The 22,303-nt window shown below is 71.3% G+C and carries 19 protein-coding genes; 7 read left to right on the top strand and 12 right to left on the bottom strand.

Going from position 1 to position 22,303, the window contains the following annotated elements; genetic code table 11:
- Positions 1-265: 265 nt before the first annotated feature.
- The gene (locus tag CFI00_RS23115) at positions 266-1,978 is read left to right on the top strand and encodes a BCCT family transporter (protein ID WP_242532597.1); all 1,713 of its coding nucleotides are present in this window, start codon (positions 266-268) and stop codon (positions 1,976-1,978) included.
- A gap of 19 nt (positions 1,979-1,997) precedes the next feature.
- Here CFI00_RS23115 and CFI00_RS23120 read toward each other — a convergent pair whose 3' ends face one another.
- From CFI00_RS23120 to fgd, 5 genes are all read right to left on the bottom strand, one after another.
- Complete coding sequence (locus CFI00_RS23120) at positions 1,998-2,549, bottom strand: GNAT family protein (RefSeq protein ID WP_207083272.1); 552 nt, start codon at positions 2,547-2,549, stop codon at positions 1,998-2,000.
- Between the two features lie 24 nt (positions 2,550-2,573).
- Positions 2,574-3,536 (bottom strand): SDR family NAD(P)-dependent oxidoreductase, encoded by a 963-nt coding sequence (locus CFI00_RS23125; protein ID WP_207083273.1) that lies wholly within the window; start codon positions 3,534-3,536, stop codon positions 2,574-2,576.
- A gap of 5 nt (positions 3,537-3,541) precedes the next feature.
- On the bottom strand, positions 3,542-4,411 hold the full coding sequence (locus tag CFI00_RS23130) for an aldo/keto reductase (RefSeq protein ID WP_207083274.1): 870 nt from the start codon (positions 4,409-4,411) through the stop codon (positions 3,542-3,544).
- A 63-nt stretch (positions 4,412-4,474) separates the two neighbouring features.
- On the bottom strand, positions 4,475-4,924 hold the full coding sequence (locus CFI00_RS23135; protein ID WP_207083275.1) for a BLUF domain-containing protein: 450 nt from the start codon (positions 4,922-4,924) through the stop codon (positions 4,475-4,477).
- 70 nt (positions 4,925-4,994) lie between these two features.
- The gene (gene fgd, locus CFI00_RS23140) at positions 4,995-6,011 is read right to left on the bottom strand and encodes a glucose-6-phosphate dehydrogenase (coenzyme-F420) (protein ID WP_207083276.1); all 1,017 of its coding nucleotides are present in this window, start codon (positions 6,009-6,011) and stop codon (positions 4,995-4,997) included.
- Positions 6,012-6,082: 71 nt separating this feature from the next.
- Here fgd and CFI00_RS23145 point away from each other — a divergent pair, with 71 nt between their 5' ends.
- Complete coding sequence (locus tag CFI00_RS23145; RefSeq protein ID WP_207083277.1) at positions 6,083-7,081, top strand: TIGR03619 family F420-dependent LLM class oxidoreductase; 999 nt, start codon at positions 6,083-6,085, stop codon at positions 7,079-7,081.
- Here the strand turns inward: CFI00_RS23145 and CFI00_RS23150 are convergent.
- A complete protein-coding gene (locus tag CFI00_RS23150; RefSeq protein WP_207083278.1) occupies positions 7,056-8,042 on the bottom strand; it encodes an LLM class flavin-dependent oxidoreductase in 987 nt (328 codons plus the stop codon). The genes CFI00_RS23145 and CFI00_RS23150 overlap by 26 nt on opposite strands.
- A 147-nt stretch (positions 8,043-8,189) precedes the next feature.
- Positions 8,190-9,713: an AMP-binding protein gene (locus CFI00_RS23155; protein WP_207083279.1), complete on the bottom strand. Its 1,524-nt coding sequence runs from the start codon at positions 9,711-9,713 to the stop codon at positions 8,190-8,192.
- Between the two features lie 137 nt (positions 9,714-9,850).
- On the opposite strand from CFI00_RS23155, the gene CFI00_RS23160 reads away from it, so the two are divergent.
- Positions 9,851-10,276 carry a pyridoxamine 5'-phosphate oxidase family protein gene (locus CFI00_RS23160; RefSeq protein WP_207083280.1) on the top strand — a complete coding sequence of 142 codons (426 nt, stop codon included), beginning with the start codon at positions 9,851-9,853 and terminating at the stop codon, positions 10,274-10,276.
- A gap of 2 nt (positions 10,277-10,278) precedes the next feature.
- On the opposite strand, the gene cofC is transcribed toward CFI00_RS23160, so the two are convergent.
- Genes cofC through CFI00_RS23175 form a run of 3 tightly spaced genes read right to left on the bottom strand, consistent with a single transcriptional unit; the run spans position 10,279 to position 13,024 of the window.
- Entirely contained in the window at positions 10,279-10,959 is a 681-nt protein-coding gene (gene cofC, locus CFI00_RS23165) for a 2-phospho-L-lactate guanylyltransferase (protein ID WP_207083281.1), read from the bottom strand.
- 2 nt (positions 10,960-10,961) lie between these two features.
- The gene (locus CFI00_RS23170; RefSeq protein ID WP_207083282.1) at positions 10,962-12,293 is read right to left on the bottom strand and encodes a GAF domain-containing sensor histidine kinase; all 1,332 of its coding nucleotides are present in this window, start codon (positions 12,291-12,293) and stop codon (positions 10,962-10,964) included.
- On the bottom strand, positions 12,290-13,024 hold the full coding sequence (locus CFI00_RS23175; RefSeq protein WP_207083283.1) for a response regulator: 735 nt from the start codon (positions 13,022-13,024) through the stop codon (positions 12,290-12,292). The genes CFI00_RS23170 and CFI00_RS23175 overlap by 4 nt, the downstream gene beginning before the upstream one ends.
- A 132-nt stretch (positions 13,025-13,156) precedes the next feature.
- On the opposite strand from CFI00_RS23175, the gene cofH reads away from it, so the two are divergent.
- The 4 genes from cofH to CFI00_RS23195 all read left to right on the top strand — a co-directional run bounded on the left by cofH (position 13,157) and on the right by CFI00_RS23195 (position 17,562).
- Positions 13,157-15,505, top strand: coding sequence for a 5-amino-6-(D-ribitylamino)uracil--L-tyrosine 4-hydroxyphenyl transferase CofH (gene cofH, locus CFI00_RS23180; protein ID WP_207083284.1), 2,349 nt, complete (start codon positions 13,157-13,159; stop codon positions 15,503-15,505).
- 161 nt (positions 15,506-15,666) lie between these two features.
- Positions 15,667-16,542, top strand: coding sequence for a hypothetical protein (locus CFI00_RS23185; protein ID WP_207083285.1), 876 nt, complete (start codon positions 15,667-15,669; stop codon positions 16,540-16,542).
- A gap of 13 nt (positions 16,543-16,555) precedes the next feature.
- Entirely contained in the window at positions 16,556-17,146 is a 591-nt protein-coding gene (locus CFI00_RS23190; RefSeq protein ID WP_207083286.1) for a GNAT family N-acetyltransferase, read from the top strand.
- Complete coding sequence (locus CFI00_RS23195; protein ID WP_242532598.1) at positions 17,143-17,562, top strand: GNAT family N-acetyltransferase; 420 nt, start codon at positions 17,143-17,145, stop codon at positions 17,560-17,562. Before CFI00_RS23190 ends, CFI00_RS23195 begins: the two co-directional genes overlap by 4 nt.
- Positions 17,563-17,974: 412 nt before the next feature.
- Here the strand turns inward: CFI00_RS23195 and CFI00_RS23200 are convergent, their stop codons facing one another.
- Both CFI00_RS23200 and dnaB read right to left on the bottom strand, forming a co-directional pair.
- Positions 17,975-18,946, bottom strand: a complete 972-nt coding sequence (locus tag CFI00_RS23200) for a carboxypeptidase regulatory-like domain-containing protein (protein ID WP_207083287.1) — start codon at positions 18,944-18,946, stop codon at positions 17,975-17,977.
- Between the two features lie 574 nt (positions 18,947-19,520).
- The gene (dnaB, locus tag CFI00_RS23205; protein WP_347401907.1) at positions 19,521-22,049 is read right to left on the bottom strand and encodes a replicative DNA helicase; all 2,529 of its coding nucleotides are present in this window, start codon (positions 22,047-22,049) and stop codon (positions 19,521-19,523) included.
- Positions 22,050-22,303: the final 254 nt, after the last annotated feature.

Raw genomic sequence — 22,303 nt, forward strand, 5'->3', positions numbered from 1 at the left:
GTCTTTTCTTGAACGAGTCAAGATTTCTGGGCGGCGCGTCCCGGACCGGGGCGCAGTCCACCGGGAACTGGTGGGCCAGCCGGCGTGGGGCGGACCAGATCCCGGTGGACTACCGGGGGCTGACAGCCACATCCCGGTGGACTACCGGCGAGCAACTCGTGCCTGTACCCACCCGACCCCCGTCAGATGCGCTCTCGGGCCGAAATGTGGAAGGGTCTATGGCTCTGTGACCGAGACCGACCGATCCACCAGTGAGGAAAGAAACGTGTCCAGCTCCCCCGACAGTCCCCCTTCGCCGCCCCTCGAGGCGGACGTCCCCGTCCAGAAGGGCCTCCGCCCCGACGCCGCGATCACCGCGCCGCGGGTCTTCTGGCCCGCCGCGGCGATCATCCTCGTGTTCGTCGGCCTCGCCGTGGCACTGCCCCAGCGCCTCGGCGACACCCTCAGCAGCCTCAACAGCACCGTCATCGGTGACCTCGGCTGGTTCTACGTCCTGCTCGTGAGCTCGTTCATCGCCTTCTCGCTGTGGGTGGCCTTCTCGCCGATGGGCCGCGTGGTGCTCGGCAAGGACGACGAGGAGCCCGAGTTCGGCCTCAAGTCGTGGTTCGCGATGCTCTTCGCCGCCGGCATGGGCATCGGCCTGGTGTTCTGGGGCGTTGCCGAGCCGCTGAACCACTTCGCCTCACCGCCGCCCGGCACCGCCGACGGCGACGCCGCGGCCGCCCGGGCTGCGATGGACACCACCTTCCTGCACTGGGGCCTGCACGCGTGGGGCATCTACGTGGTCGTCGGCCTGGCGGTCGCGTACGCCGTGCACCGCAAGGGACGACCGATCTCGATCCGCTGGGCGCTCGAGCCGCTCCTCGGCGACCGGGTCAAGGGAACGCTCGGTGACGTGATCGACGTGATCGCCATCATCGGCACGCTCTTCGGTGTCGCGACCTCGCTGGGCTTCGGCGTCAGCCAGATCAGCGCCGGCCTGGCCTACCTCGGCTTCGTCGACGAGGCGTCGACCACCCTCAAGGTCGCCCTCATCGTCGGGATCAGCGTCATCGCGATCGTCTCCGTGGCCACCGGCGTCGACAAGGGCATCAAGTGGCTCTCCAACATCAACATGGGCCTGGCCGCCGCGCTCCTCCTCGTCGTGGCGATCCTCGGCCCCACCGTGTTCATCCTGGGCGACTTCGTCCAGCAGCTCGGCTCCTACGGCCGCAACTTCCTCGAGCTGTCGTTCCGCACGATGAGCTTCCAGGGTGAGGACGGAAGCGCCTGGCTGTCCGGCTGGACGACCTTCTACTGGGGCTGGTGGATGAGCTGGGCGCCGTTCGTCGGCGTCTTCATCGCCCGCATCTCCCGCGGCCGCACCGTGCGCGAGTTCGTCACCGGCGTGCTGCTGGTGCCGACGCTCGTGACCTTCCTCTGGTTCTCGGTCCTGGGTGGGTCGGCCATCTACCGCGAAATGTTCGGCGAGGGCGGACTGGTCGGTGAGGACGGCGCGGTCTCGACCGACGCCGCGCTGTTCCAGTTCCTCGAGGGGCTGCCGGCCTCGGGCCTGCTCAGCGTCGTCGCGATGATCCTGGTGGTCGTCTTCTTCGTGACGAGCTCCGACTCCGGCTCGTTCGTCGTCGACATGCTCGCCAGCGGCGGCAACCCCCAGCCGCCGGTCTGGTCGCGCGTGTTCTGGGCCGTGTTGCAGGGTCTCATCGCGGCCACGCTCATCATCGCCGGCGCCGTGACCGGTCAGGACGGCCTCGGCGCCCTCCAGACCATGGCCATCCTGCTGGCGCTGCCGTTCAGCATCGTGATGATCGGGATGATGGTGGCCACGGCCAAGGCGCTGCTGCACGAGAACTGGCTCATCGAGCGCGCCGAGCGGCGCCTGCTCGCGGCCGAGGTGGCCGGCGAGGTGGCGCGCGTCAACGGCACCACGCCCGGTCCGATCCGCGACGAGCGACCGCCGCGACGTACGAAGGTCTGACCACGGCGAGTGGTCCGGTCTACCGCCGAGGCGGGAGGCCGGACCACTCGCGGGACAGGATCGCCCACACCTCGAGGTCCTGGCGCTCCTCGCGCACGGGGAACACCTCGCGGAGGGTGCCCTCGTGGGTGAAGCCGAGGCGCTCGGCGACGCGTCTGCTGGCGAGGTTGCCCGGGGCGCAGCGCCACTCGACGCGGTGCAGCCCGCGCTCGGCGAACGCCCAGTCGAGCATGGCCGCGACGGCGCGGGTGACGATGCCGCGACCGCGGGCCGAGGCGGCGAGGAAGACACCGACCTCGGCGATCCGGGAGCGTGCGTTGATGCTCGGGAAGAGCGTCCCGCCCACCAGCTCGTCCCCGATCCAGATGCCGTACAGGCGGCGGGTGCCCTCGCCCCGGCCCCTGGTGAAGCTGTCGATGAAGCCGCGGGCACCCTCGACGTCCTCGAAGCCCTCCCACGGCAGCCAGTCGTAGAAGTCCTCGCCGTGCGCTCGGAACAGCCCGGCGAGCTGCTCGGCGTGCCACGTCTCGAGGTCGGACAGGCGGGCGTCGTCGATCTGCAGGCTCAGCACCCGCGCCACCCTAGGGGTCGCCGCTCAGCCCAGCCCGGCGGCCTCGGTGAGCCACAGCCACGCGCGCGCCCGGGCATCCGGGTTCGGCCGCGTGGTGGGCAGGATGCTGGTGGGCCGCTCGACCCGGTCGTGCCAGAAGCGACCCGTGGGCGGTGCCGGCTCGACCGCGGCGAGCCACACGCTCGTGTCGGCGCCCTGGGCGTCGTCGCGCAGCACCGGCCGGGTGATCGAGCGGAAGCGCGGCAGCGACTCCTGCACGCCGGGGGTGTCGGCCCAGCCGGGGTGCATCGTGGCCACGGTGATGCCGTCGCCGGCCCACCGCTCGCCGAGCAGCGGCCCCATCTCGACCTGCATCCGCTTGGACCGCGCGTACGCCGTCGTGGGTGAGTAGTCGCCGGTGAGGTAGCCCGGGTCGTCGGCGCGCAGCGCCTGGCCGTACATCCCGCCGCTGCTGACCAGCACCACCCGACCGCCCACCAGCGGCCCACGCAGCGCCTCGGTCATCACGACCGGCCCGAGGACGTGCACCGCCATGCTGAGCTCGTGGCCCTGCGCGGACTCGGTGCGCGTCGGCGGCATCACGCCGGCGTTGTGCACGATCGCGTGCAGCTCGGGGACCTCCTCTGCGAAGTCGGCGGCAAAGCGGCGTACGTCGTCGAGGTCGCCGACGTCGCAGCGCCACAGCAGCAGCTCGGTGCCGGGCAGCACCGCCCGCAGCCGGTCCGCGACACCGGCGCCCTTCTCCTCGTCACGCACGAGCATGTGGACCGTGGCGCCCAGCCGGGCCAGGCCCTCCACGGTCGCGATGCCGAGCCCGGAGCTGGCGCCGGTGACGAGCACGTGGCGACCGGCCAGCGCACCCGCGGGCGGGTCCGCCGGCCAGCCGGGCAGCGTACGCCGCACGGCGAGGCCGATCGTGGTGTAGCCGAGGACCAGGGAGCGGTCCATCGCCGCGTCGACGGCGCGGGCGAGCAGCGGTCGTGCCACCTGCGTCAGCTCGCGTCGAGGCGGGCGACCTCGTCGGACGTCAGCTCGATGTCGGCCGCAGCCGCCGAGTCGGTGATGGACGAGGGCCGCTTGGCGCCGGGGATCGGGATGACGACCGGCGACTGCGCGAGCTCCCAGGCCAGCGCCACCTGCTGGGCGCTCACCCCGCGCTCGGTGGCGATCTCGGCGAAGGCCGGATGCTTCTCGGCCAGCTCCTTGGCGTCGCCCAGGCCGCCGAGCGGGCTCCACGGCAGGAACGGGAGGCCGAGCTCGTCGCACACGTCGATCTCGGGCTTGCTGCTGCGGAACTTCGGGCTGAACTGGTTCTGCACGCTCGCCAGCGCGTCACCGAGGACGGCGTGCGCGGCGCGGATCTGGTCGGGGTCGGCGTTGGACAGCCCCACGCGGGCGACCTTGCCGCTGCCGGCGATCTCCTTCAGCGTGCCGATGACCTCGTCGTAGGGGACCTTCGGGTCCGGCCGGTGGTGCTGCCACAGCGCGATCTGCTCGACCCCGAGCCGTTGGAGGCTGGCGTCGACGGCGCTGCGGAGGTGCTCGGCCGAGCTGTCGGTGTCCCAGCCGCCGCCGTCGGTGCGGACGTGGCCGCCCTTGGTGGCGAGCAGCACGCGGTCGCGGACGCCGAGCTCGTCGAGGATCGAGGCGATCAGTCGCTCGTTCTCACCCTGGGCGCCCGCCCCCTTCTCGTCGCCGGGCCCGTAGGCGTCGGCGGTGTCGAACAGCGTGACGCCGGCGTCGAGCGCGGCGGTGACGGTGTCGAGGAGCTGCTGGCGCGGCTGGGTGCCGGTCTGGTCGAAGGTCATCAGGCCCAGGCCGATGGCGCCGACCTGCTGGTGTCCGATGGTGCGAGTCTGCATGGATCCGACCCTACGGCGCGCCGCGAAACCCCTCACCGCCCGTCGAGGTGGGTCCGGCGACGCTCAGACGGCGTTGACGCGGAAGGTGTCGAGCAGGCTGAAGGCCGCCACCGCGTGGGCGCTGAGGTCATCGCCGACGGACTCGCGCGCGAACGCGGTGAAGTCCTGGAGCTCGGCGACCTCGCGGGCGCTGATGTTGCGGAAGCCCATCGACCAGGAGGTGAAGGCGCGCTCGTCGGCGAGTCGCCTGTCCACCACGCGTACGCCGCTGTGGCGCGCGTCGGCACGGATGGCGTCGAAGACCGACTCGACCGACGACGTGTCACCCTCGAGCGTCTGGATGACGTTGCCGCCGCTGTAGAGCAGCAGGCCGGTCACGCCGAGGCGCTCGTTCTTGGGGCGGATCTGCTCGATGAGCTCGACCAGCTGGCCGACGGAGAGCAGGCGCGTGGCCGCGCTGGTGTAGGTGAGGCTGAGGACGCGCCCGTCGTGGACGCCGGAGTGGGAGCTCATCGCCGAAGGACCATAGGCACGTCCGCGGACGCGCCACCACACCCGTTCGGGCCCTGCTGGGCCCGGTGGCCTACGCGCCGAGCTCGCGCAGGCCCGGCAGCACCTCGGCACCGAAGGATGAGAGGAACGCCTCCTGCTCGTGGCCCGGGGCGTGGAAGACGAGGTGGTCGAAGCCCGCGTCGACGTAGGGGCGCACGGCGTCGACGACCGCCTCGGGCGAGGTCTCGACGATCCAGCGCGAGGCCACCTGCTCGATCGGCAGCCGGTCGGCGGCGGCGGCCATCTCCACCGGGTCGTCGAGCTGGTGCTTCTGCTCCGCGCTCAGCGACAGCGGCGCCCAGAAGCGGCAGTTCTCGAGCGCCTCCTCGCGGGTGGGGGCGTAGGACAGCTTGATCTCAATCATCCGCGCGATGTCGCCGGAGGCCCGGCCCGCTGCCTCGAGGCCCTCGGCGACCGCGGGTAGCAGCTTGTCGGTGTAGAGGTCCATCCCCTTGCCGCTGGTGCAGATGAAGCCGTCGCCCACGCGACCGGCGTACTTCGCCATCTGCGGGCCGCCGGCCGCGACGTAGATCGGCACGCCGCCGTGGGGGCGGTCGTAGATCGTGGCGTCGACGGTGCGGTAGTAGTCGCCGTCGAAGGTGACCCGCTCACCGGCCCAGAGCTCGCGCATCAGCCGCACCGACTCGCGCAGGCGCGCCCAGCGCTCCTTGAAGTCCGGCCACTCCCCGAGCCCGACGGAGACCTCGTTGAGCGCCTCGCCCGTGCCGACACCGAGCACCACCCGGCCGGGGTCGAGCAGCGCGAGGGTGGCGAACTGCTGAGCCAGGACGGCCGGGTTGTAGCGGAAGGTCGGGGTGAGCACGCTGGTGCCGAGCACCACGCGGTCCGTGCGCTCACCGAGGGCCGCGAGCACCGCGAGCGCGTTGGGGGCGTGGCCGCCCTCGTGGCGCCAGGGCTGGAGGTGGTCGCTGAGCCACACGCTGTCGAGGCCGACCTCCTCGGCGCGGGTGCCGAGCCCGACGAGCTCGCGGGGGCCGAACTGCTCGGCCGAGGCCTTGTAACCGATGGTGAGCGGCGAGGTCGTCATGAGGAGATGTTGTCCTTGCGTCGGGTGGCGGCGACGGCGCGGGAGCCGCCGGGAGTGGCATCGTGCGAGGTGTGAGCGATCTTCCCCTGCTGGGGTTCGGTCTGCCGGTGTCGGGCAGCTGGGCGACCCCCACCACGATGATCCACCTCGCCCGCAGGGCCGAGGAGCTGGGCTGGGCGTCGCTGTGGACCTTCCAGCGTCTGCTCCAGCCGCTCGACGGCGAGCCCGACGCCGCGCACAACCCGGGCACGAGACCGGTCGGCGACCCGGCGTACGCCTCGGTGCACGACGCCGTGCTGCCACTGGCCTTCGTCGCCGCCCACACCAGCACGATCGGCCTCGGCACCGCCACGGTGTGTGCACCGTTCACGCCGCCGGTGGTGCTGGCCAAGGCGATGTCCACCCTGGACCACCTCAGCGGCGGCCGCGTGACCACCGGGATCGGGATGGGCTGGCTGCCGCAGGAGTACGTCGCCGCCGGCGTGCCGTTCCAGCGGCGTGGTGCCCGCATGGAGGAGTACGTCCGCTGCCTGAAGGCCGTGTGGACGCAGGACCCGGTCCAGTTCGACGGCGAGTTCTACACCGTGCCGCGCTCCCACGTCGGCCCGCGCCCGGTCCAGCGACCTCACCCGCCGGTCCTCGTCGGTGGAGCCGCGGAGCCGGCGCTGCGCCGGGCCGGGCGCCTGGCCGAGGGCTGGATCGGCAGCACCCGCACCGACCTGGAGTCCCTCGCCCGCTCCGTCGCACTCGTGCGGGCCGGTGCCGAGGAGGCCGGCCGCGACCCCGACGCCGTACGCATCCTGGTGCGGACGGTGGTCGACCTGGTCGCCGAGGATCCCGGCCACGGTCGCCGTCGGGGGCACGGGACGCGGCAGCAGGTCCTCGGCGACCTGGCCGACCTGGCGAGCCACGGGGCCACCGAGGTCCTCGTGGACCTCAACTTCTCCCCGCGCGTCGGCTCGCCGGACGTGGACGCCGATGGAGCGACGGCGGAGGCCGAGCGTGTGCTGGACGCGCTGGCCCCGCCTCAGCCGCCGCCCCACCTCAGGAGGCCTCCACCTTCGGCATGATGTCGTACTTCAGGCGCTTGAGGTCGTCGAGCGTCTTCGACACCGGGACGTCGGAGAAGGGCGGCCACAGCAGCGGCATCGTGAGCCCGGCCTCCTGGTACTGCTTGAGCCGGTCGACGATCTGCTGCTCGGTGCCCACCAGCAGGTTGGACACCTTGCGGTTGTCGGTCTGGTCGGTCTCGGTGTCGGTGATGGTGAACCAGATCATCGAGCACATGTCGAGGTCGTCGATCGACTTGCCCTTCTCCTCGAGCTCGCGCGCGATCGCCGTACGCCACTCGGTGAGCTCGGCCGGGGAGTCCTGGATGCCGATCCAGCCCGACAGGCCGTACTTCGCGACCCGGTTGGCCGAGCGCTTGGGGTCCTTGAGGCCACTGAAGTAGATCGGCGGGTGCGGCTTCTGCACCGGCTGGTGGCCGAAGCCCGCGGGCTCGAAGTCGGCGAACTCGCCGTGGTACTCGAAGATCTCGTTCTGCCAGATGCCCAGGCAGATCTCGATGGTCTCGCGGACGTGGGCGTGGCGACGCGGGAAGAGGTGGGTGGCGCTCGCGGCGGCGAACTCCTCGGGCATCCAGCCGGCGCCGACGCCGACGTTGAGGCGGCCGTTGGAGAGGTGGTCGATGGTGGCGCACTCGGCGGCGAAGACGCCCGGGGAGCGGTAGGGGGTGTCGGTGATGCTCATGCCGATACGCACCTTCTCGGTGCGGGCGGCGAGCCAGGGCAGGATCGGCCAGCCCTGGAACCACTTGCCCTTCGACTCCACCGGCATCTGCAGGGGGAACTGGTCCATCATCCCGAACGGGTACTGCATCTCGGCGCGGTCCGAGGCCTCCGGGACGATGATGCGGTCGAGGGTCCAGACGGAGTCGAAGTCGAGCTCCTCCGCCAGGTCGGTCAGGTCCGCGAGCTCCTGGACCGTGACGTGGTTGCGGAACGTGGGCAGGTAGAGGGCGAGCTTCATCGGGAATCTCCTCGGGAGCGGTCTCGGCCCACGGCCGGCGCTGGTCACGTCCCGGACGGGCCCTTGTGTCGTATCTCACAATCGGGCGCCGATGCTCCGCAAGGGAGCGGGTGCTCATGGTTTCCTCAACGCGCGCGGGCGGGAGCGTCAGAGCCGCTCGCGCAGCTCCCGCTTCAGCACCTTGCCGTAGTTGTTGGTCGGCAAAGCGTCGAGGAAGACGTAATCCTTGGGCCGCTTGAACCGCGCGATCCGGTCCAGGCACGTGCGGTCGAGATCCTCGATCGGCACCTGCGTGCCGTCGGTGACCACGAAAGCCACCACCGACTCCCCCCACTCCGGGTCCGGTCGCCCGACGACGGCCGCCGCCTCGACGTGGGGGTGGACCAGGAGGGCCTCCTCGACCTCGCGCGGATAGATGTTCATCCCGCCGCTGATGATGAGGTCCTTGGACCGGTCCCGCAGGGTCAGGAAGCCGTCGTCGTCGAAGCTGCCGACATCGCCGGTGTGCAACCAGCCGCCGCGCAGGGTCTCCGCGGTCGCCTCCGGCTGCTCCCAGTAGCCGGCCATCACCACCGAACCGCGTACGACGATCTCGCCGGCCTCCCCGGCCGGGAGCGGGCGGTCGTCCTCGTCGACGACGCGCACCTCGACGTCGGTGCGGGGGAAGCCGACGCCCTGCATCCGCTCGCGCCACCGCGGGTGGTCGCGGTCGGCGTGGTCGGCCTTCGACAGCCCGGTGATGGTCATCGGGGTCTCGCCCTGGCCGTAGATCTGGGCCAGGCGGGGACCGAAGGTCGCGAGCGCGTCCTCGAGGTCGGCGAGGTACATCGGCGCTCCGCCGTAGATGATCGTCTTGAGACCCGCCAGCTCCCCGGGACCCGCTGCGACGAGGACCGGGTCGGAGGCCAGCCGCCTGATCATGATCGGCGCGGCGAAGAACGACATCCCGGGCCAGCGCGCGAGCAGCGCGAGCAGCTCCTCGCCACCGAGGGTGGGCCCGGAGGGGAAGACGCTCACCGCCCCGCGTGCCAGGTGCGGCAGGCCGTAGAGCCCCGAGCCGTGGGACAGCGGCGCGGCGTGCAGCACGCTGTCGGTCGCCGCCACCGGGTCGATGTCGGCGAAGTAGCTGAGCGAGGCCATCAGCAGGTTGCCGTGGGTGAGGGTGGCGCCCTTGGGTCGCCCGGTCGTGCCGCTGGTGTAGAAGAGCCAGGCCGGGTCGTCGCGGTGACGGTCGGTGAGCGGCAACGGGTCGCTGGTCCGCAGCGCGTCCCACTCCGGGCCCGGCACTCGCACGACCCGGCGCAGGCAGGCCACGGTGTCGAGCAGCGACTCGACGTCCTCGGCGTGCGCGTCGTCGGTGAGCACGACCCCGGTCGTGGAGCTGTCGAGGATGAAGGCGATCTCCTCGCGGTGCAGGCGCGCGTTGACCGGGACCGCGACCAGGCCCGCGTGCCAGGCGGCGAGCTGCGCCTCGAGGTACTCCGGCGCGTTGGCCATCACGATCGCCACGCGGTCGCCGGGCTCGAGGCCGAGCCCGCGCAGTCCGGCGGCACCGCCCGCCACCCGCGCGGCCAGCTGACCCCACGTGGCTCGTACCTCGTCGCCCGCGGCCAGCGCCGGCCGCTCACGGAGCCGCCGTCCGTTGCGCTCCACCCAGGAGGCCAGGTTCATGCCGACAACCTCGCCGGGAACCCGGCGGGGGGTCAAGGCTCGGGCGGCAACGTTGAGAATGGCGTGATGGTCCGCCGGGGCCGCATCGGCGAGGCTGGCTGGGTCCCGCACCCGACACCCGAGAGGTGGAGCCAGCGATGAGGTTGTCCGAGGAAGCCGCCCGAGCCCGTCTCGAGGAGCACGTCCACGGGGTGTTCGCCACGCTCCACCCCGAGCGCGGGCCCGACCCGCAGCCGGTGGTCTACGCCGTTCACGACGGCCACGTCGGCGTACCGATCGACCGGGTGAAGCCCAAGGCCTCCTCGCGCCTGCAGCGCGAGGACAACCTCGACGCGGACCCGCGCGGCTCGCTGCTCGTCGAGCACTGGGACGCCGAGGAGTGGTCGCGGCTGTGGTGGGTGCGCACCGACGCCGAGCACGTCCCCGACCCCGACGAGGCGCTGGTCGAGGCGCTCGCCGACCGGCTCGCGACGACGGTTCCGCAGTACGCCGACAAGCCGTTCCACCGGGTGCTGGTGTGCCGCATCGTCCGGGTGACGGGCTGGGCCGCCAGCGACGACTGAGCTCAGCCCGCGCCGACGCGGGTGCGGGGTCCGAGGACACCACCGGCCGCCGTGACAGCGGCGCGGGTCCTCGGTCCGACGCCGTGGTCGCAGCCGGCGGAGAGGTCGTCGACGGTGTCGATGTCGTGGCGCGCACCCCACGGCGCGTCGTCGAGCGCTCGCAACCCGAGGGCGCGGTGCCGGGCCGCCGACGCCGCGCCGTACCTGGTGCGGACCTCCGTCCCCGGGGCGTGCACGACGAAGGTGGTGCCCGTGCCGGCACGGTCGGGCACGAAGGCTCCCCGGTCGGACCCGGCGGCCACCGCGCGGAGGACCCCGCCGACGTCGTCCACGGTCAGGCACGGCAGGTCTCCCGGCACGACCGCCACACCGGTGCCCGGGAGCCACGACGACGCGACGCGGGCCCCGTCACGGACGGCGGCGTCGAGTCCGGCACCCCGGTCCGCGGCGACCCGTGCACCGAGACGGCGTACGCGGCGCGCCACCTCGGCGTCGGAGGTGACCACGAGCACCCCGGCGACAGCCGGGGTGCCGGCGAGCGCGGCGACCGTGTCGAGCGCGAAGGCCAGCGCCAGCGCACGGCGGTGCCCGGCCGGCAGGGCGAGCCGGGACTTCGCGAGGGCCAGCGGCTTCACCGGCACGACGGCCGCCACCGGCAGCGGGCCCCGTCCCGTCCCCGGCACCCTCAGGCCCCCACCGCGTCGGCCCGCGGCAGGAGCAGCCGCATCGAGGTGCCCGACGGCCCCGACCGAGCCACATCCAGGTCGCCGCCCATCGCCCGCGCCAGCCCGTGGGCCAGCCCCAGGCCGAGCCCGATGCTCTCCTCCTGGGCGCCCTCGTCCGCGGCAGCGGTCGGCGTACACCGTGGCGCGGCGCCGCGGGCGAACGGCGTGAAGATCCAGCCGAGGAGGTCGGACGGGATGCCCGGGCCGTCGTCGTCGACGAGGACCACGACGGCGTCGGCGTCGGACGGGCCGACCCGCACCTCGACGCGACCACCGGTGTGGCCGTGGCGGATCGCGTTGGCGACGAGGTTGAGCACGACCTGGCGCAGACGCCGACGGTCGGCCAGCACAACCTCGTCGCCGAGGTGGTGCTCGAGGGTGACCCGGCGTTGCGCGGCCTTGGTGGACAGCAGGCCGAGGACCTCGACGACGACGTCGCGGACCAGCACCGGCTCACGGCCCAGCGGCAGCGCGTTGGCCTCGAGACGACTCATGTCGAGGACGTCGGACAACAGGTCCATGACGTGCCCGGCTGCGGCGCCGATGTGGGCCAACGCCTCACGACGGCGGGCCTCGTCGAGGTCCATCGTGCCGAGCAGCTCGGCGAAGCCGACGATGGCCTGGATCGGCGTACGCGCCTCGTGGCCGACGGCAGCGAGCAGCTCGGACTTCGCGTGCGAGAGCTCCTCGGCCGTGCGGCGGGCCGTCTCGGCCTCCAGCCGTGCGCGGCCGTCCTCGAGCAGGTGGGCGTGGCCGATCGCGATCGAGGCGAGATGGGTGAAGCGGTCCACGAGGAGCTGCTCCCGGCTCGAGGGACCGTGTGGGCGGCTGTGGTAGACCGCGAACGTGCCGACCGGTCGCCCGTCGCCGCCGTCGATGGGCGTGGACCAGCAGCTGCGCAGGCCCGCGGCGACGGCGATGTCGCGATAGCGGACCCACCGCACGTCGGTGAGCACGTCGGTGGCCACGACCGGCGCGTTGAGGGCCGCGGCGGTCCCGCAGGATCCGGCTCCCTCGCCGATGGCGATCCCGTCGATCGCAGCGACGTAGGCGGGCGGGAGGCTCGGCGCGGCTCCGTGGTGCAGGGTGCCGTGCTCGTGGTCGAGCAGGAGCACCGAGCAGCGGGCGCCCGGCATCAGGTCCTCCAGCGAGGTCAGGATGCCGGTGAGCACCTCGGCCAGGGGGGCCGCGCGGGCGATGAGCTCGAGCACCGCGGTCTGGCGGTCCATCAGCTCGCGCACGTCCTCGGGCCTTAGCTCGGCGTACGGCGGTCCCGGCTCGAGCGCGATCACGGCTCGTCCACGAGCTGGTAGCCCACCCCGCGCACCGTGCGCAGGAGCCGGGGGTGTGACGGGTCGGCCTCGAGCTTGAGCCTGAGCCGGTGGACGTGCTCGGTCACCGTCGCCTCACCGAGCCACTCCGAGGAGGAGTTCCAGACCCGGTCGAGGAGCTGGCCGCGGGTGAACACGTGGCGCGGGTGGGTGGCCAGGAAGGCGAGCAGGTCGAACTCCTTGGGCGTGAGGTCGACGTCGGTGTCCCCGAGCACGACGCGACGGCTCGCGGGCTCGATGCGCAGCTCGCCGACGGTGATCGCCTCGTCGGCGAGCTCCGGCGAGGCGCGACGCAGCACCGACCGCACCCGGGCCGCGAGCTCGCCGGGCGAGAACGGCTTGACGAGGTAGTCGTCGGCACCGAGGTCGAGGCCGACGATGCGGTCGGTCTCGCCGTTGCGGCCCGACAGCACGATGATCGGGGTGTCCGAGCGGCCGGTCTTCCCACCACGCACCGAGCGCAGCACGTCGAGGCCGCCGAGGCCGGGCAGCGAGAGGTCGAGCACGACGAGGGTCGGGTGGTCGTCGCGGATGCGACGCAGCGCCGTCGGGCCGTCGTCGGCCTCCACCACCTGGAAGCCGGCGTCGTCGAGCTGCCAGCGCACCACGGTGCGGATCGCCTCGTCGTCGTCGACCACGAGCACGACCGGCGCCTTCGCGTCGACGACGCGCTCGGCAGCGGGCTGGCTCATGTGTGAAGGACACCACACGGGCCTGCGCAGGTCACGGGTCCGTGACGACTCGTTGTGGCCCTGTTGAGAATCCGTTGGCCGCTCAGTGAGGGCCCACCCCCACACTGGGTGCATGCACCCCGGGGAGACCGCATGACCGCGCTGACCGAGCTCTCGACCGCCGAGCTCCTCGACCGTGCCTCGCAGCGCCGCGACGCGCTCTTCGGCACCCGCGTCACCTACTCGCCGAAGGTCTTCATCCCGCTGACGAAGCTGTGCCGCGACCGCTGCGGCTACTGCACCTTCGCCGAGTCCCCCCGCACCGCCACCGCGCCCTACCTCTCGCTCGACGAGGTGCTGGCGATCGCCCGCCAGGGCGCCGCCGCGGGCTGCCACGAGGCGCTCTTCACCCTCGGCGAGGCGCCCGAGCTGCGCTACCCCGCGGCTGCCGAGTGGCTCGCCGCCCACGGCCACGCGTCCACGGTGTCCTACCTCGCCGAGGCGAGCGCCCTGGTGCTCGCCGAGACCGGCCTCCTGCCGCACGCCAACGCCGGGGCGATCGGTCGCGACGACCTCGCCGCACTGCGTACGTCGTGCGCGTCGCAGGGGATGATGGTTGAGAGCCTGCGGCCCGACCTGGCCGCCCACCGCGGCGCGCCCGACAAGGAGCCGGCCCGCCGCCTCGCCACCCTCGACCTCGCCGGACGCCTGGCGATCCCCTTCACCACCGGCATCCTGGTCGGGATCGGCGAGACCGAGGCCGACCGCGTCGAGGCGCTGGAGGCCATTGCCGCCGCGCACCTGGAGCACGGGCACGTGCAGGAGGTGATCGTGCAGAACTTCCTGCCCAAGCCGGGCACGGCGATGCGCGACGCCGCCCCGTGCCCGCACGAGGACCACATCCGCGCGATCGCGCTGGCCCGCCTGGTGCTGCCCGACGACGTGCACCTCCAGGCGCCGCCCAACCTCTCCGCGCCCGAGGAGCTCGCGGGACTGCTCGCCGCCGGCATCGACGACTGGGGCGGGGTCTCGCCGGTGACGGCCGACCACGTCAACCCCGAGCGCCCCTGGCCTTCGCTCGAGACGCTGGGGGCGGCCACCGAGGCGGCGGGCCACGAGCTCGCACCGCGGCTCACGATCTACCCCGAGCACGCCGCGGAGCCCGAGCGCTGGCTCGACCAGGCCGTGCGCTTCCCGGTGCTCGACCGCGCCGACGCCGAGCTGCTGGCGCGCGACGACCCCGGCGCGCTGTGGCCCGAGCGCCACCGCGACGCCGCCAACGTCGGCACCGGAGCCGAGGTCGTGCAGGTCGGCCGGCGCTCCACGACGTGGTTCTCCGGCGCCGGCGTCGACCCCGCCACGCTCGTGCCCGCGCGTGGTAGCGCGGTGACCGGCCGGGTGCGCGAGGTGCTGGACGGCGTACGCCTCGGGCAGGACCCGGGTGCCGAGGAGCTCGAGGTGCTCTTCGCCGCGCGCGGGCGCGAGGTCGGCGCCGTCGCGGAGCTCGCCGACGAGGTCCGCCGGCGCGTGGTCGGCGACGAGGTGACCTACGTCGTCAACCGCAACATCAACTACACCAACGTCTGCACCTACAAGTGCACGTTCTGCGGCTTCTCCAAGGGACCGCTGTCGCTGAACCTGCGCGGCAAGCCCTACCTCCTCACCCTCGACGACGTCGCCGACCGCAGCGAGGAGGCGGCGGCGCTCGGCGCGACGGAGGTGTGCCTCCAGGGCGGCATCCACCCGAGCTTCGACGGCAACTTCTACGTCGACGTCACCCGCGCCGTGCACGAGCGGGTCCCCGACATCCACATCCACGGCTTCACCGCGCTGGAGGTCCTCGAGGGCTCGCGGCGCCTCGAGGAGCCGCTCGAGAGCTACCTGCTCCGGCTCAAGGACGCGGGCCTGCGGTCACTGCCGGGCACCGCCGCAGAGATCCTCGACGACGAGATCCGTGCGGTGCTGTGCCCCGACAAGGTCACCACCGAGGAGTGGCTCGACGTGCACCGCGTCGCCCACTCCGTGGGGCTGCGCAGCAACGTGACGATGATGTTCGGCTCGGTCGAGCACCCGCGCCACTGGGTGCGCCACCTGCTCCGCACCCGGGCGCTCCAGCGCGAGACCGGCGGCTTCACCGAGTTCGTCGGGCTGCCCTTCGTGCACATGGCGGCCCCGATCTACCTCAAGCGCGGTGCTCGTCGCGGTCCGACGTGGCGCGAGACCGTCCTCGTGCACGCGGTGGCCCGCATCGCGTACGCCGACGACATCGACCACGTGCAGGCGTCGTGGGTCAAGCTCGGTCCGGTCGGCGCCGGGCAGCTGCTGACCGCGGGCGTGGACGACCTCGGGGGGACGCTCATGGACGAGAACATCAGCCGCGCCGCGGGCGCGAGCCACGGCCAGGGGCTGACGCCCGACGACCTGGCCGCGATCGCCCGCGAGGCCGGGCGTCCGCTGCGCCAGCGCACGACGCTCTACGGCGAGGTGGCGGTGCCGGCGTAGGACGCCTGCACCGGTGGTCGTGGCGGGTGCGAGCTCGTCCTCGACGTCCTCCCTGAGGGTGGTCCTACCCCGAAGTGCGCCAGATATGTCGTCCGTCGGGAGGTGTTGGGAGGGCTGGCCTGCGACCAAAGTCGGAGGTACCGAACGAAAGGACACCCCCCATGGACATCGGTGACAGCTTCCAGAACGCGACCGACGGGTTCTTCGACTTCCTGCCCAACCTGCTGGGATTCGTCGTCATCCTGCTGGTCGGCTACATCGTGGCGAAGGTCGTCGCCGGCGTGGTCGGCAAGCTCCTGGAGAAGGTCGGCATCGACCGGCGACTCCACGAGAGCTCCGCCAACCGCTACGTCGACGCGGTCCTGCCGGGCGCCTCCGCGGCCAACGGCATCGCCCGCGTCGTCTTCTGGCTCATCTTCATCTTCTTCATCACGACCGCGATCGGGGCGCTCGGCATCCCGGCCGCCACCGGCTTCATGAACGACGTCCTGGCCTACCTGCCCAACGTCATCGTGGCCATCGTGATCTTCATCGTCGCCGCGCTGCTCTCCGGCGCGATCGCCGGCGCCGTCGCCCGCTTCATGGGTGACACCCCCACCGGCAAGGTGGTCGGCGCCGTCGCTCCGGCGGTCATCATGACGATCGCGTTCTTCATGATCCTCGAGCAGCTCCAGATCGCTCCCGAGATCGTGCGGATCGCCTTCACCGCCATCATGTTCGCCCTGGCCCTGGGCCTCGCCCTGGCCTTCGGCCTCGGTGGTCGCGACATCGCCGCCGACCTGCTGCGCCAGGCCCGCGACAAGGGTTCGAACGCCGCGAGCCAGGCCAAGCAGGACGCTCGTGTGGGCGCCGACCGTGCCCGCGACGAGGTCGGCCAGCACACCGGCTCCGGCACGGGCAACGGCTACAGCACCAGCAGCACCGGCAGCAGCACCGGCACTGACTGGACGTCGACGTCCACGGCCAACACCACCGGTTCGTCGTACGACCCCGAGGCCACGCAGCACATGCCTCCCCCGGCCTCGCCGAACCGCTGACACACTGGCGGGCATGACCGGACTTCCGGTGCTCCGCCACCTCGAGACCGCACGCCTCGTCCTCCGGCCCCGGTTGGAGGGCGAGGCGTCGGTCTATCGCCAGCTGTGGGTCGAGCGCGACCCACGCGTCCCGGCCCGCCGGCGCGTCGACGCCGACGACCGCCCGACCGTCGAGGACATCGCCGCACAGCTGCGCGACGAGGCCCTTGCAGCCGGCCTCACCGTCCTCGCCGTCGAGGTCCGCGGGACCGGAGAGGTCGTCGGCTACTGCGGGCTCTTCGCCGTCCACGGCCGACCCCCGGACGAGCCCGAGCTCGCCTACGAGCTCCTCGCCGCCGCTCACGGGCGGGGCTACGCCACCGAGGCGGCCCAAGCCGTCGTCGACTGGGCCCGCGAGAACGGCTACCCCCGACTGTGGGCCGACGTGTGGGACTGGAACGCCGCATCGCGCCGCGTGCTCTCGAAGCTCGGCTTCACCGAGGTCGAGCGGCAGGAGCCCGGGCCCCACGGAGCGAACATCACGACCGTCCTCGAGCTCGGAGCGCGACACCCGGGACAACCTGGTTCCGGAGGCAGGCCCACGCCGTCGAGGATCCGGCCGTGACGATCGAGACCTCCACAGCGCAGATCCCCGGCCGCGACGAGCTCGCCGGCCTGTACGACGCCGTCGGGTGGGCGGCCTACACCCGCGACCTCGACACCCTCGAGCGGGCGGTGCGAGGCTCCGCACACGTGGTCACCGCCCGACGCGAGGGCCGGCTCGTCGGGCTCGCCCGCGTGGTCAGCGACGGGGCGACGATCGCCTACCTCCAGGACGTGCTGGTCCACCCCGAGGAGCAGGGCGGTGGCCTGGGCAAGCGCCTGGTGACCGAGGTGATGGCGCCCTTCGAGCAGGTGCGCCAGAAGGTGCTGCTGACCGACGACGAGCCTGGTCAGCGCGCGTTCTACGAGTCGCTCGGCTTCGCGGAGGTCCGCGACCTCGACCACGGGTCGCTGCGGGCCTTCGTCAGGTTCGACTGAGCTGACACGACCGAGAGGTAGGCCGAGCACGACGGAACCGCGGGTGTCGATCGCGTTCATCCCGCACGGTGGCAGTCCGCGGGGCGCACCAGGGCGGCCGACACCCACGACTGCGACAGGAGCACCTCGGACCCCGTGCCGGTCGAGTACGACTCGACGCGCACCACCCACGCCTCCCAACCTCGGCGATCAGAGTGCCTCCAGGCAAGCAGTACGCCAGGCGCTGGCACAGACCACCGACCGGTCAGGTCCACCCACACGTGGAACGGGGGCTGTCGGGGCACCGGTCAAGAATAGAACACCTGTTCGACCATGCGGGCAGCGAGGATCTCCCGCACACAGACGTCTGCAGACGATGAGCCAACGTGCAATCCAGCCGTCGCTCAGGCGCTGTGCTTCGCAACCGCTTTCGTCAGGCAACTACCTTGGGCGTGGCACGGGTCATGACGGTCCGCGGCGGAGCACCGGGCACCGTCGCGGTCACGCGTACTTGGAGTCGCTTGCCCTTCACCACTCGGGAGACTGTGAACGTGGGCTTCGTGGCCCTCCTGATCTTCTTGCCGTTGGCAAGCCACTGGTACTTCAAGGTCACGCCCGATGCGGGTGACCAAGTGCCTTTCGAGACTTTCAACGTGCGACCGACCTGAGCCTTTCCGCGGATCTTGGGACGGGTCGAGTTGACCGGCGACGTCGGCCCAACGGCGGCCGCCAGGACCGGCCCAACAGCCGCTGAGGTTGCTTCGCCATTGCTCCAGCCCGGAGCCGAGGTGAAGACACGCACGCGGACGGAAATGTTCTTGCCAACGTGCTCCTTGGCAGGTTCGAAAGCACTGTTCGAGCCCAGGCGGACGGCCACACCATCGACCAGCCAGTCGTAGGACACGTTGTACGTGGTGCTCGGTTCCCAGGTGCCGGGATGTGCCATGAGCACGCCCCCTACGACAGCCGTGCCGCTGATGGTCGGCGGCGTCAAGTTGGTGAAGCTGCACCCTTTGAAGCGCACGTCCTTGCCGCTCACGGCTTCTCCATCAGCCACTGCGACGACCGGCGACGATTCGTAGGTTCCACCACCGAAGTACTCGCCGCGCACAGTCGGGCACTTCTCCTGGAAGTGGAGGCGGTAGGAGTCCGCTTCCAGGCCAGGCACCGTGTAGTTGCCTTGCGCATCGGACAGAACGGTCTGAACCCGGTTCCACGAACTTGTCATGGGAACGAAACGCAGAGCCTCCACCGTCACCCCCGCCGCAGGGGATCCGTCCACCGCCGTCAGCACTCCAGAAATGCTGCCGGGGGTTGCGGCCTGAGCGGGAACGGAGCCGCCGACCCCGAATGCCGCCATCATGAACAACGTGATAGCAGCCGACCAGCGGCTCTGCCTTGTCATGTTTCCTCCATCAAGCGTGTCCGGCCTGCAGACTACGAAACTTCGAGCGCGAGCGTGGTGGAAGACGACGGACGACGGCTCCACGACCCGGGACTCGTGGTGCTCGAGAGTCGAGCAGTCAACCGGGGACTCAGCGCCCATAACTTCGTCGAACGCCTCATGGTCGTTGTTGAGGTGTCACACCTCTAGCCGACTCTCGCCCTGTGGTGACACGGTTGCTGCCCGCGTCGTGTGCTTGGAGAACCATCGGCCCCAGGAAGTGTTGGGGGTACAGGTGGGGCTCTCCGATCCGGAGGTCATCGACCCGGCGGATGTCCTTCCGCAAAGTCCCACTGCTCGTCTTCCATCCACACGCATGGGCGCTGGAACAGGGAGATGACGAAGTGCTGCGGAAGGTTGAACAGTTGCATGGGCGTCCGTTTGAAGGTCTCCACCGGGTCATCGTGCCGGAGCACGAGTTCTGCTGGGAGTGCGGTCAATGCAGAAGTGAGGAAGCGGATGGGTGTCGAAGACCCAGGTCGCGCACCGGTTCGATGCATGATGAGAGTGCAACGTTGTGGAACGTGTGTCGCAGTCAGCCCTGAGCCATGTCCACGAAGCGCGAGTAGTGGCCCTGGAAGGCGACGGTGAGGTCGCGGGTCGGGCCGTTGCGGTGCTTGGCCACGATCAGGTCGGCCTCGCCCGGGCGGGTCGACTCCTTCTCGTAGACGTCGTCGCGGTGCAGCAGGATCACCATGTCGGCGTCCTGCTCCAGCGACCCGGACTCACGCAGGTCGCTCATCATCGGGCGCTTGTCGCCGCGCTGCTCGGGACCACGGTTGAGCTGGGAGAGCGCGATGATCGGCAGCTCGAGCTCCTTGGCGAGGAGCTTGATGTTGCGGGAGAACTCCGAGACCTCGAGCTGGCGGGACTCGACCTTCTTGCCCGAGCTCATCAGCTGCATGTAGTCGATGACGATGAGCTTGAGGTCGTGGCGCTGCTTGAGCCGGCGCGCCTTGGCCCGGATCTCCATCATCGTCATGTTGGGGCTGTCGTCGATGAACATCGGCGCCCCCGACACCTGGCCCATCTTGCGGGCCAGCTTCTCCCAGTCGTCGTCGCGCATCGTGCCGTTGCGGATGTGGTTGAGCGGCACCTTCGCCTCGGCCGAGAGCAGGCGCATCATGATCTCCGAGCGCGTCATCTCGAGGCTGAAGAAGCAGCTGGTGAGGTTGTTGTGGATCGACGCCGCGCGGCAGAAGTCCAGAGCCAGGGTCGAGTTGTGCGTGGGGATCATCGATCGCCCGGCGAGGTAGAGGTGATCCTCGTTGTCGACCTGCACGCACCGGACGGGCACGGACTCGATGCGCTGCACGGATGTGATGTAGCGCTTGCCGATGCGGACGGTGGACGTCGGACGCTCCTCCTTGTGGAGCAGGGCCTTGCGCTCCAGCTTGAACACGTCATCGACCGTCGAGAAGTTGAGGATGTGACACGTGGAGGACTCTTCCGAGCGCCCCTTCACCCGCTTCGTCGTACGTCCGCACCGGTAGCCCAGGCTCACGACGAGCTCGTGGACGGTGTCGGCCAGCCGCTCGCTGGTCACCGCGAACTGCACGGAACCCACCCCCTTGACCACGGTGCCGTCGGTGTCGAGCAGCCCGGCGAGCAGGTCCCGGCGGGCCTCCTCGGAGGCGCGCAGGTAGACGCTTGGAACGTGCTTGTCGTTCAGCACGCCGACCGTGCGCAGGAGAGCAGTGAAGGACCCGTGGTCCTGCTGGCACGGGCTGCAGAGATAGGTCCCGTGCATGACACCGCTGCAGTCGGGGCACACGCCTGGCTCCGGAGCTGCGGACCGAGACGTCCGGATGCTGTAGAGCATGTTGCCCTGCGACGTGACGACGTAGCCGCGGCCCTCGATCCGCATCGGGATCTCGGGGGTCTCGCAGGTGATGCGGCCGCCGGCGCTGTGACCATCACCCAGCCATGCCCCGAGGACGTAGGGGTCGATCGGGAGACGGCCGTCGTGGCCCGTCAGGGCACCCGCGTTGAGCACGGCGTGGTTGGCGCGCTGCTCCGCCCCGACTCGCACCGTGCGGGCGATCTCCTCCGTGGTCACCACGGAGGCGTGGATGCGCTGATTCTTCGACCGGTTGTAGTGGTGGTCCGCCGCCCAGCGTGACTTCCTGGCCGCGCGCGTCTCGGTCAGCCACTGGTGCTCGCCGTCGGCGACGATCACCGAGCCGTCGGAGAAGGTGACCTCGTAGCACGGTCGATCGAGCATGACGTCGGTCGCGGCCACGACCCGGGTGGGACGACCGTCTGCGTCGTAGAGCTGGTCGCCGACCCGGACCTCGCCCATGGTGGTCCAGCCGGTCGGCGTCGGGAGGGGCGTGTCGAGCGCCAGCGCCTTCCCCATGGCAGGACGCGCCGCGACGATGATCATCTGCCCCGAGTGCAGGCCGTTGGTCAGGTCGTCGAGGTCGGCGAAGCCGGTGGGCACGCCGTAGAGGCCGGCCTCGCGGTTGCCGATCGCCTCGATCTCGTCGAGGACGCCGCTCATGATGTCGCTCAGCGGCGCGTAGTCGACGGCTGCACGCCGGTCGGTGACCTTGTAGACCTCGGCCTGGGCGTGGTCGACCACGTCGTCGATCTGGCCCTCGCCGGCGTAGCCGAGGGCGGCGATGCGGGTGCCGGCCTCGACGAGGCGGCGCAGGATCGCCTTGTCGCGCACGATCTCGGCGTAGTAGCCGGCGTTGGCCGCGATCGGCACGTTGGCCGACAGCGTGTGGAGGTAGGGGGCGCCACCGATGCGCTGGAGCTCGCCGCGCTTGGTCAGCTCCGCAGCCACGGTGATCGGGTCGGCCGGCTCACCGCGGCCGTAGAGGTCGATGATCGCGTCGTGGATGATCTCGTGGGCGGGGCGGTAGTAGTCCACGCCCTTGATGACGTCGACGACGTCGGCGATCGCGTCCTTGGAGAGCAGCATCGAGCCGAGCACGCTCTGCTCGGCGGCGTTGTCCTGCGGGGGCGTGCGGTCGCCGGCGGAGCGCGGCGCGTCGCCGGGCTCGTAGGCCGCCGGGCCGTCGCCCCAGGCCTCGTCGGTGTCGCCCTCGAAGGTGATGCTCACCGGTGCTCCCCTCAGCTGTGACTGCCCACGACGCTAGGCGCGACCACCGACATCCACGGTCGACGACGCACGTGCGGGACCCCAGCTCGAATCACTGGTCGCGCGAGACCGTACGTCGTGCCGGGCGTCCGGGGGAAGCCGACGGAGGCCCGTTGTCCACAGGCTCTGTGGAGAACATGGGCACAGACGTGGAGGACACGCCGACCGCGGTGCACAGACCGTGGACAGGCCTGTGGAGAAAGTCGGCC

This window comes from Nocardioides sp. S5 (genome assembly GCF_017310035.1).
GTDB lineage: Bacteria > Actinomycetota > Actinomycetes > Propionibacteriales > Nocardioidaceae > Nocardioides.

Excerpts from the sequence above, each read along its gene's own strand:
- CFI00_RS23130 (WP_207083274.1), bottom strand. The coding sequence starts at position 4,411 with ATGCAGACTCGCACCATCGGACACCAGCAGGTCGGCGCCATCGGCCTG.
- CFI00_RS23135 (WP_207083275.1), bottom strand. The coding sequence starts at position 4,924 with ATGAGCTCCCACTCCGGCGTCCACGACGGGCGCGTCCTCAGCCTCACC.
- fgd (WP_207083276.1), bottom strand. The coding sequence starts at position 6,011 with ATGACGACCTCGCCGCTCACCATCGGTTACAAGGCCTCGGCCGAGCAG.
- CFI00_RS23150 (WP_207083278.1), bottom strand. The coding sequence starts at position 8,042 with ATGAAGCTCGCCCTCTACCTGCCCACGTTCCGCAACCACGTCACGGTC.
- CFI00_RS23155 (WP_207083279.1), bottom strand. The coding sequence starts at position 9,713 with ATGAACCTGGCCTCCTGGGTGGAGCGCAACGGACGGCGGCTCCGTGAG.
- CFI00_RS23160 (WP_207083280.1), top strand. The coding sequence starts at position 9,851 with ATGAGGTTGTCCGAGGAAGCCGCCCGAGCCCGTCTCGAGGAGCACGTC.
- CFI00_RS23175 (WP_207083283.1), bottom strand. The coding sequence starts at position 13,024 with ATGAGCCAGCCCGCTGCCGAGCGCGTCGTCGACGCGAAGGCGCCGGTC.
- cofH (WP_207083284.1), top strand. The coding sequence starts at position 13,157 with ATGACCGCGCTGACCGAGCTCTCGACCGCCGAGCTCCTCGACCGTGCC.
- CFI00_RS23185 (WP_207083285.1), top strand. The coding sequence starts at position 15,667 with ATGGACATCGGTGACAGCTTCCAGAACGCGACCGACGGGTTCTTCGAC.
- CFI00_RS23190 (WP_207083286.1), top strand. The coding sequence starts at position 16,556 with ATGACCGGACTTCCGGTGCTCCGCCACCTCGAGACCGCACGCCTCGTC.
- CFI00_RS23200 (WP_207083287.1), bottom strand. The coding sequence starts at position 18,946 with ATGACAAGGCAGAGCCGCTGGTCGGCTGCTATCACGTTGTTCATGATG.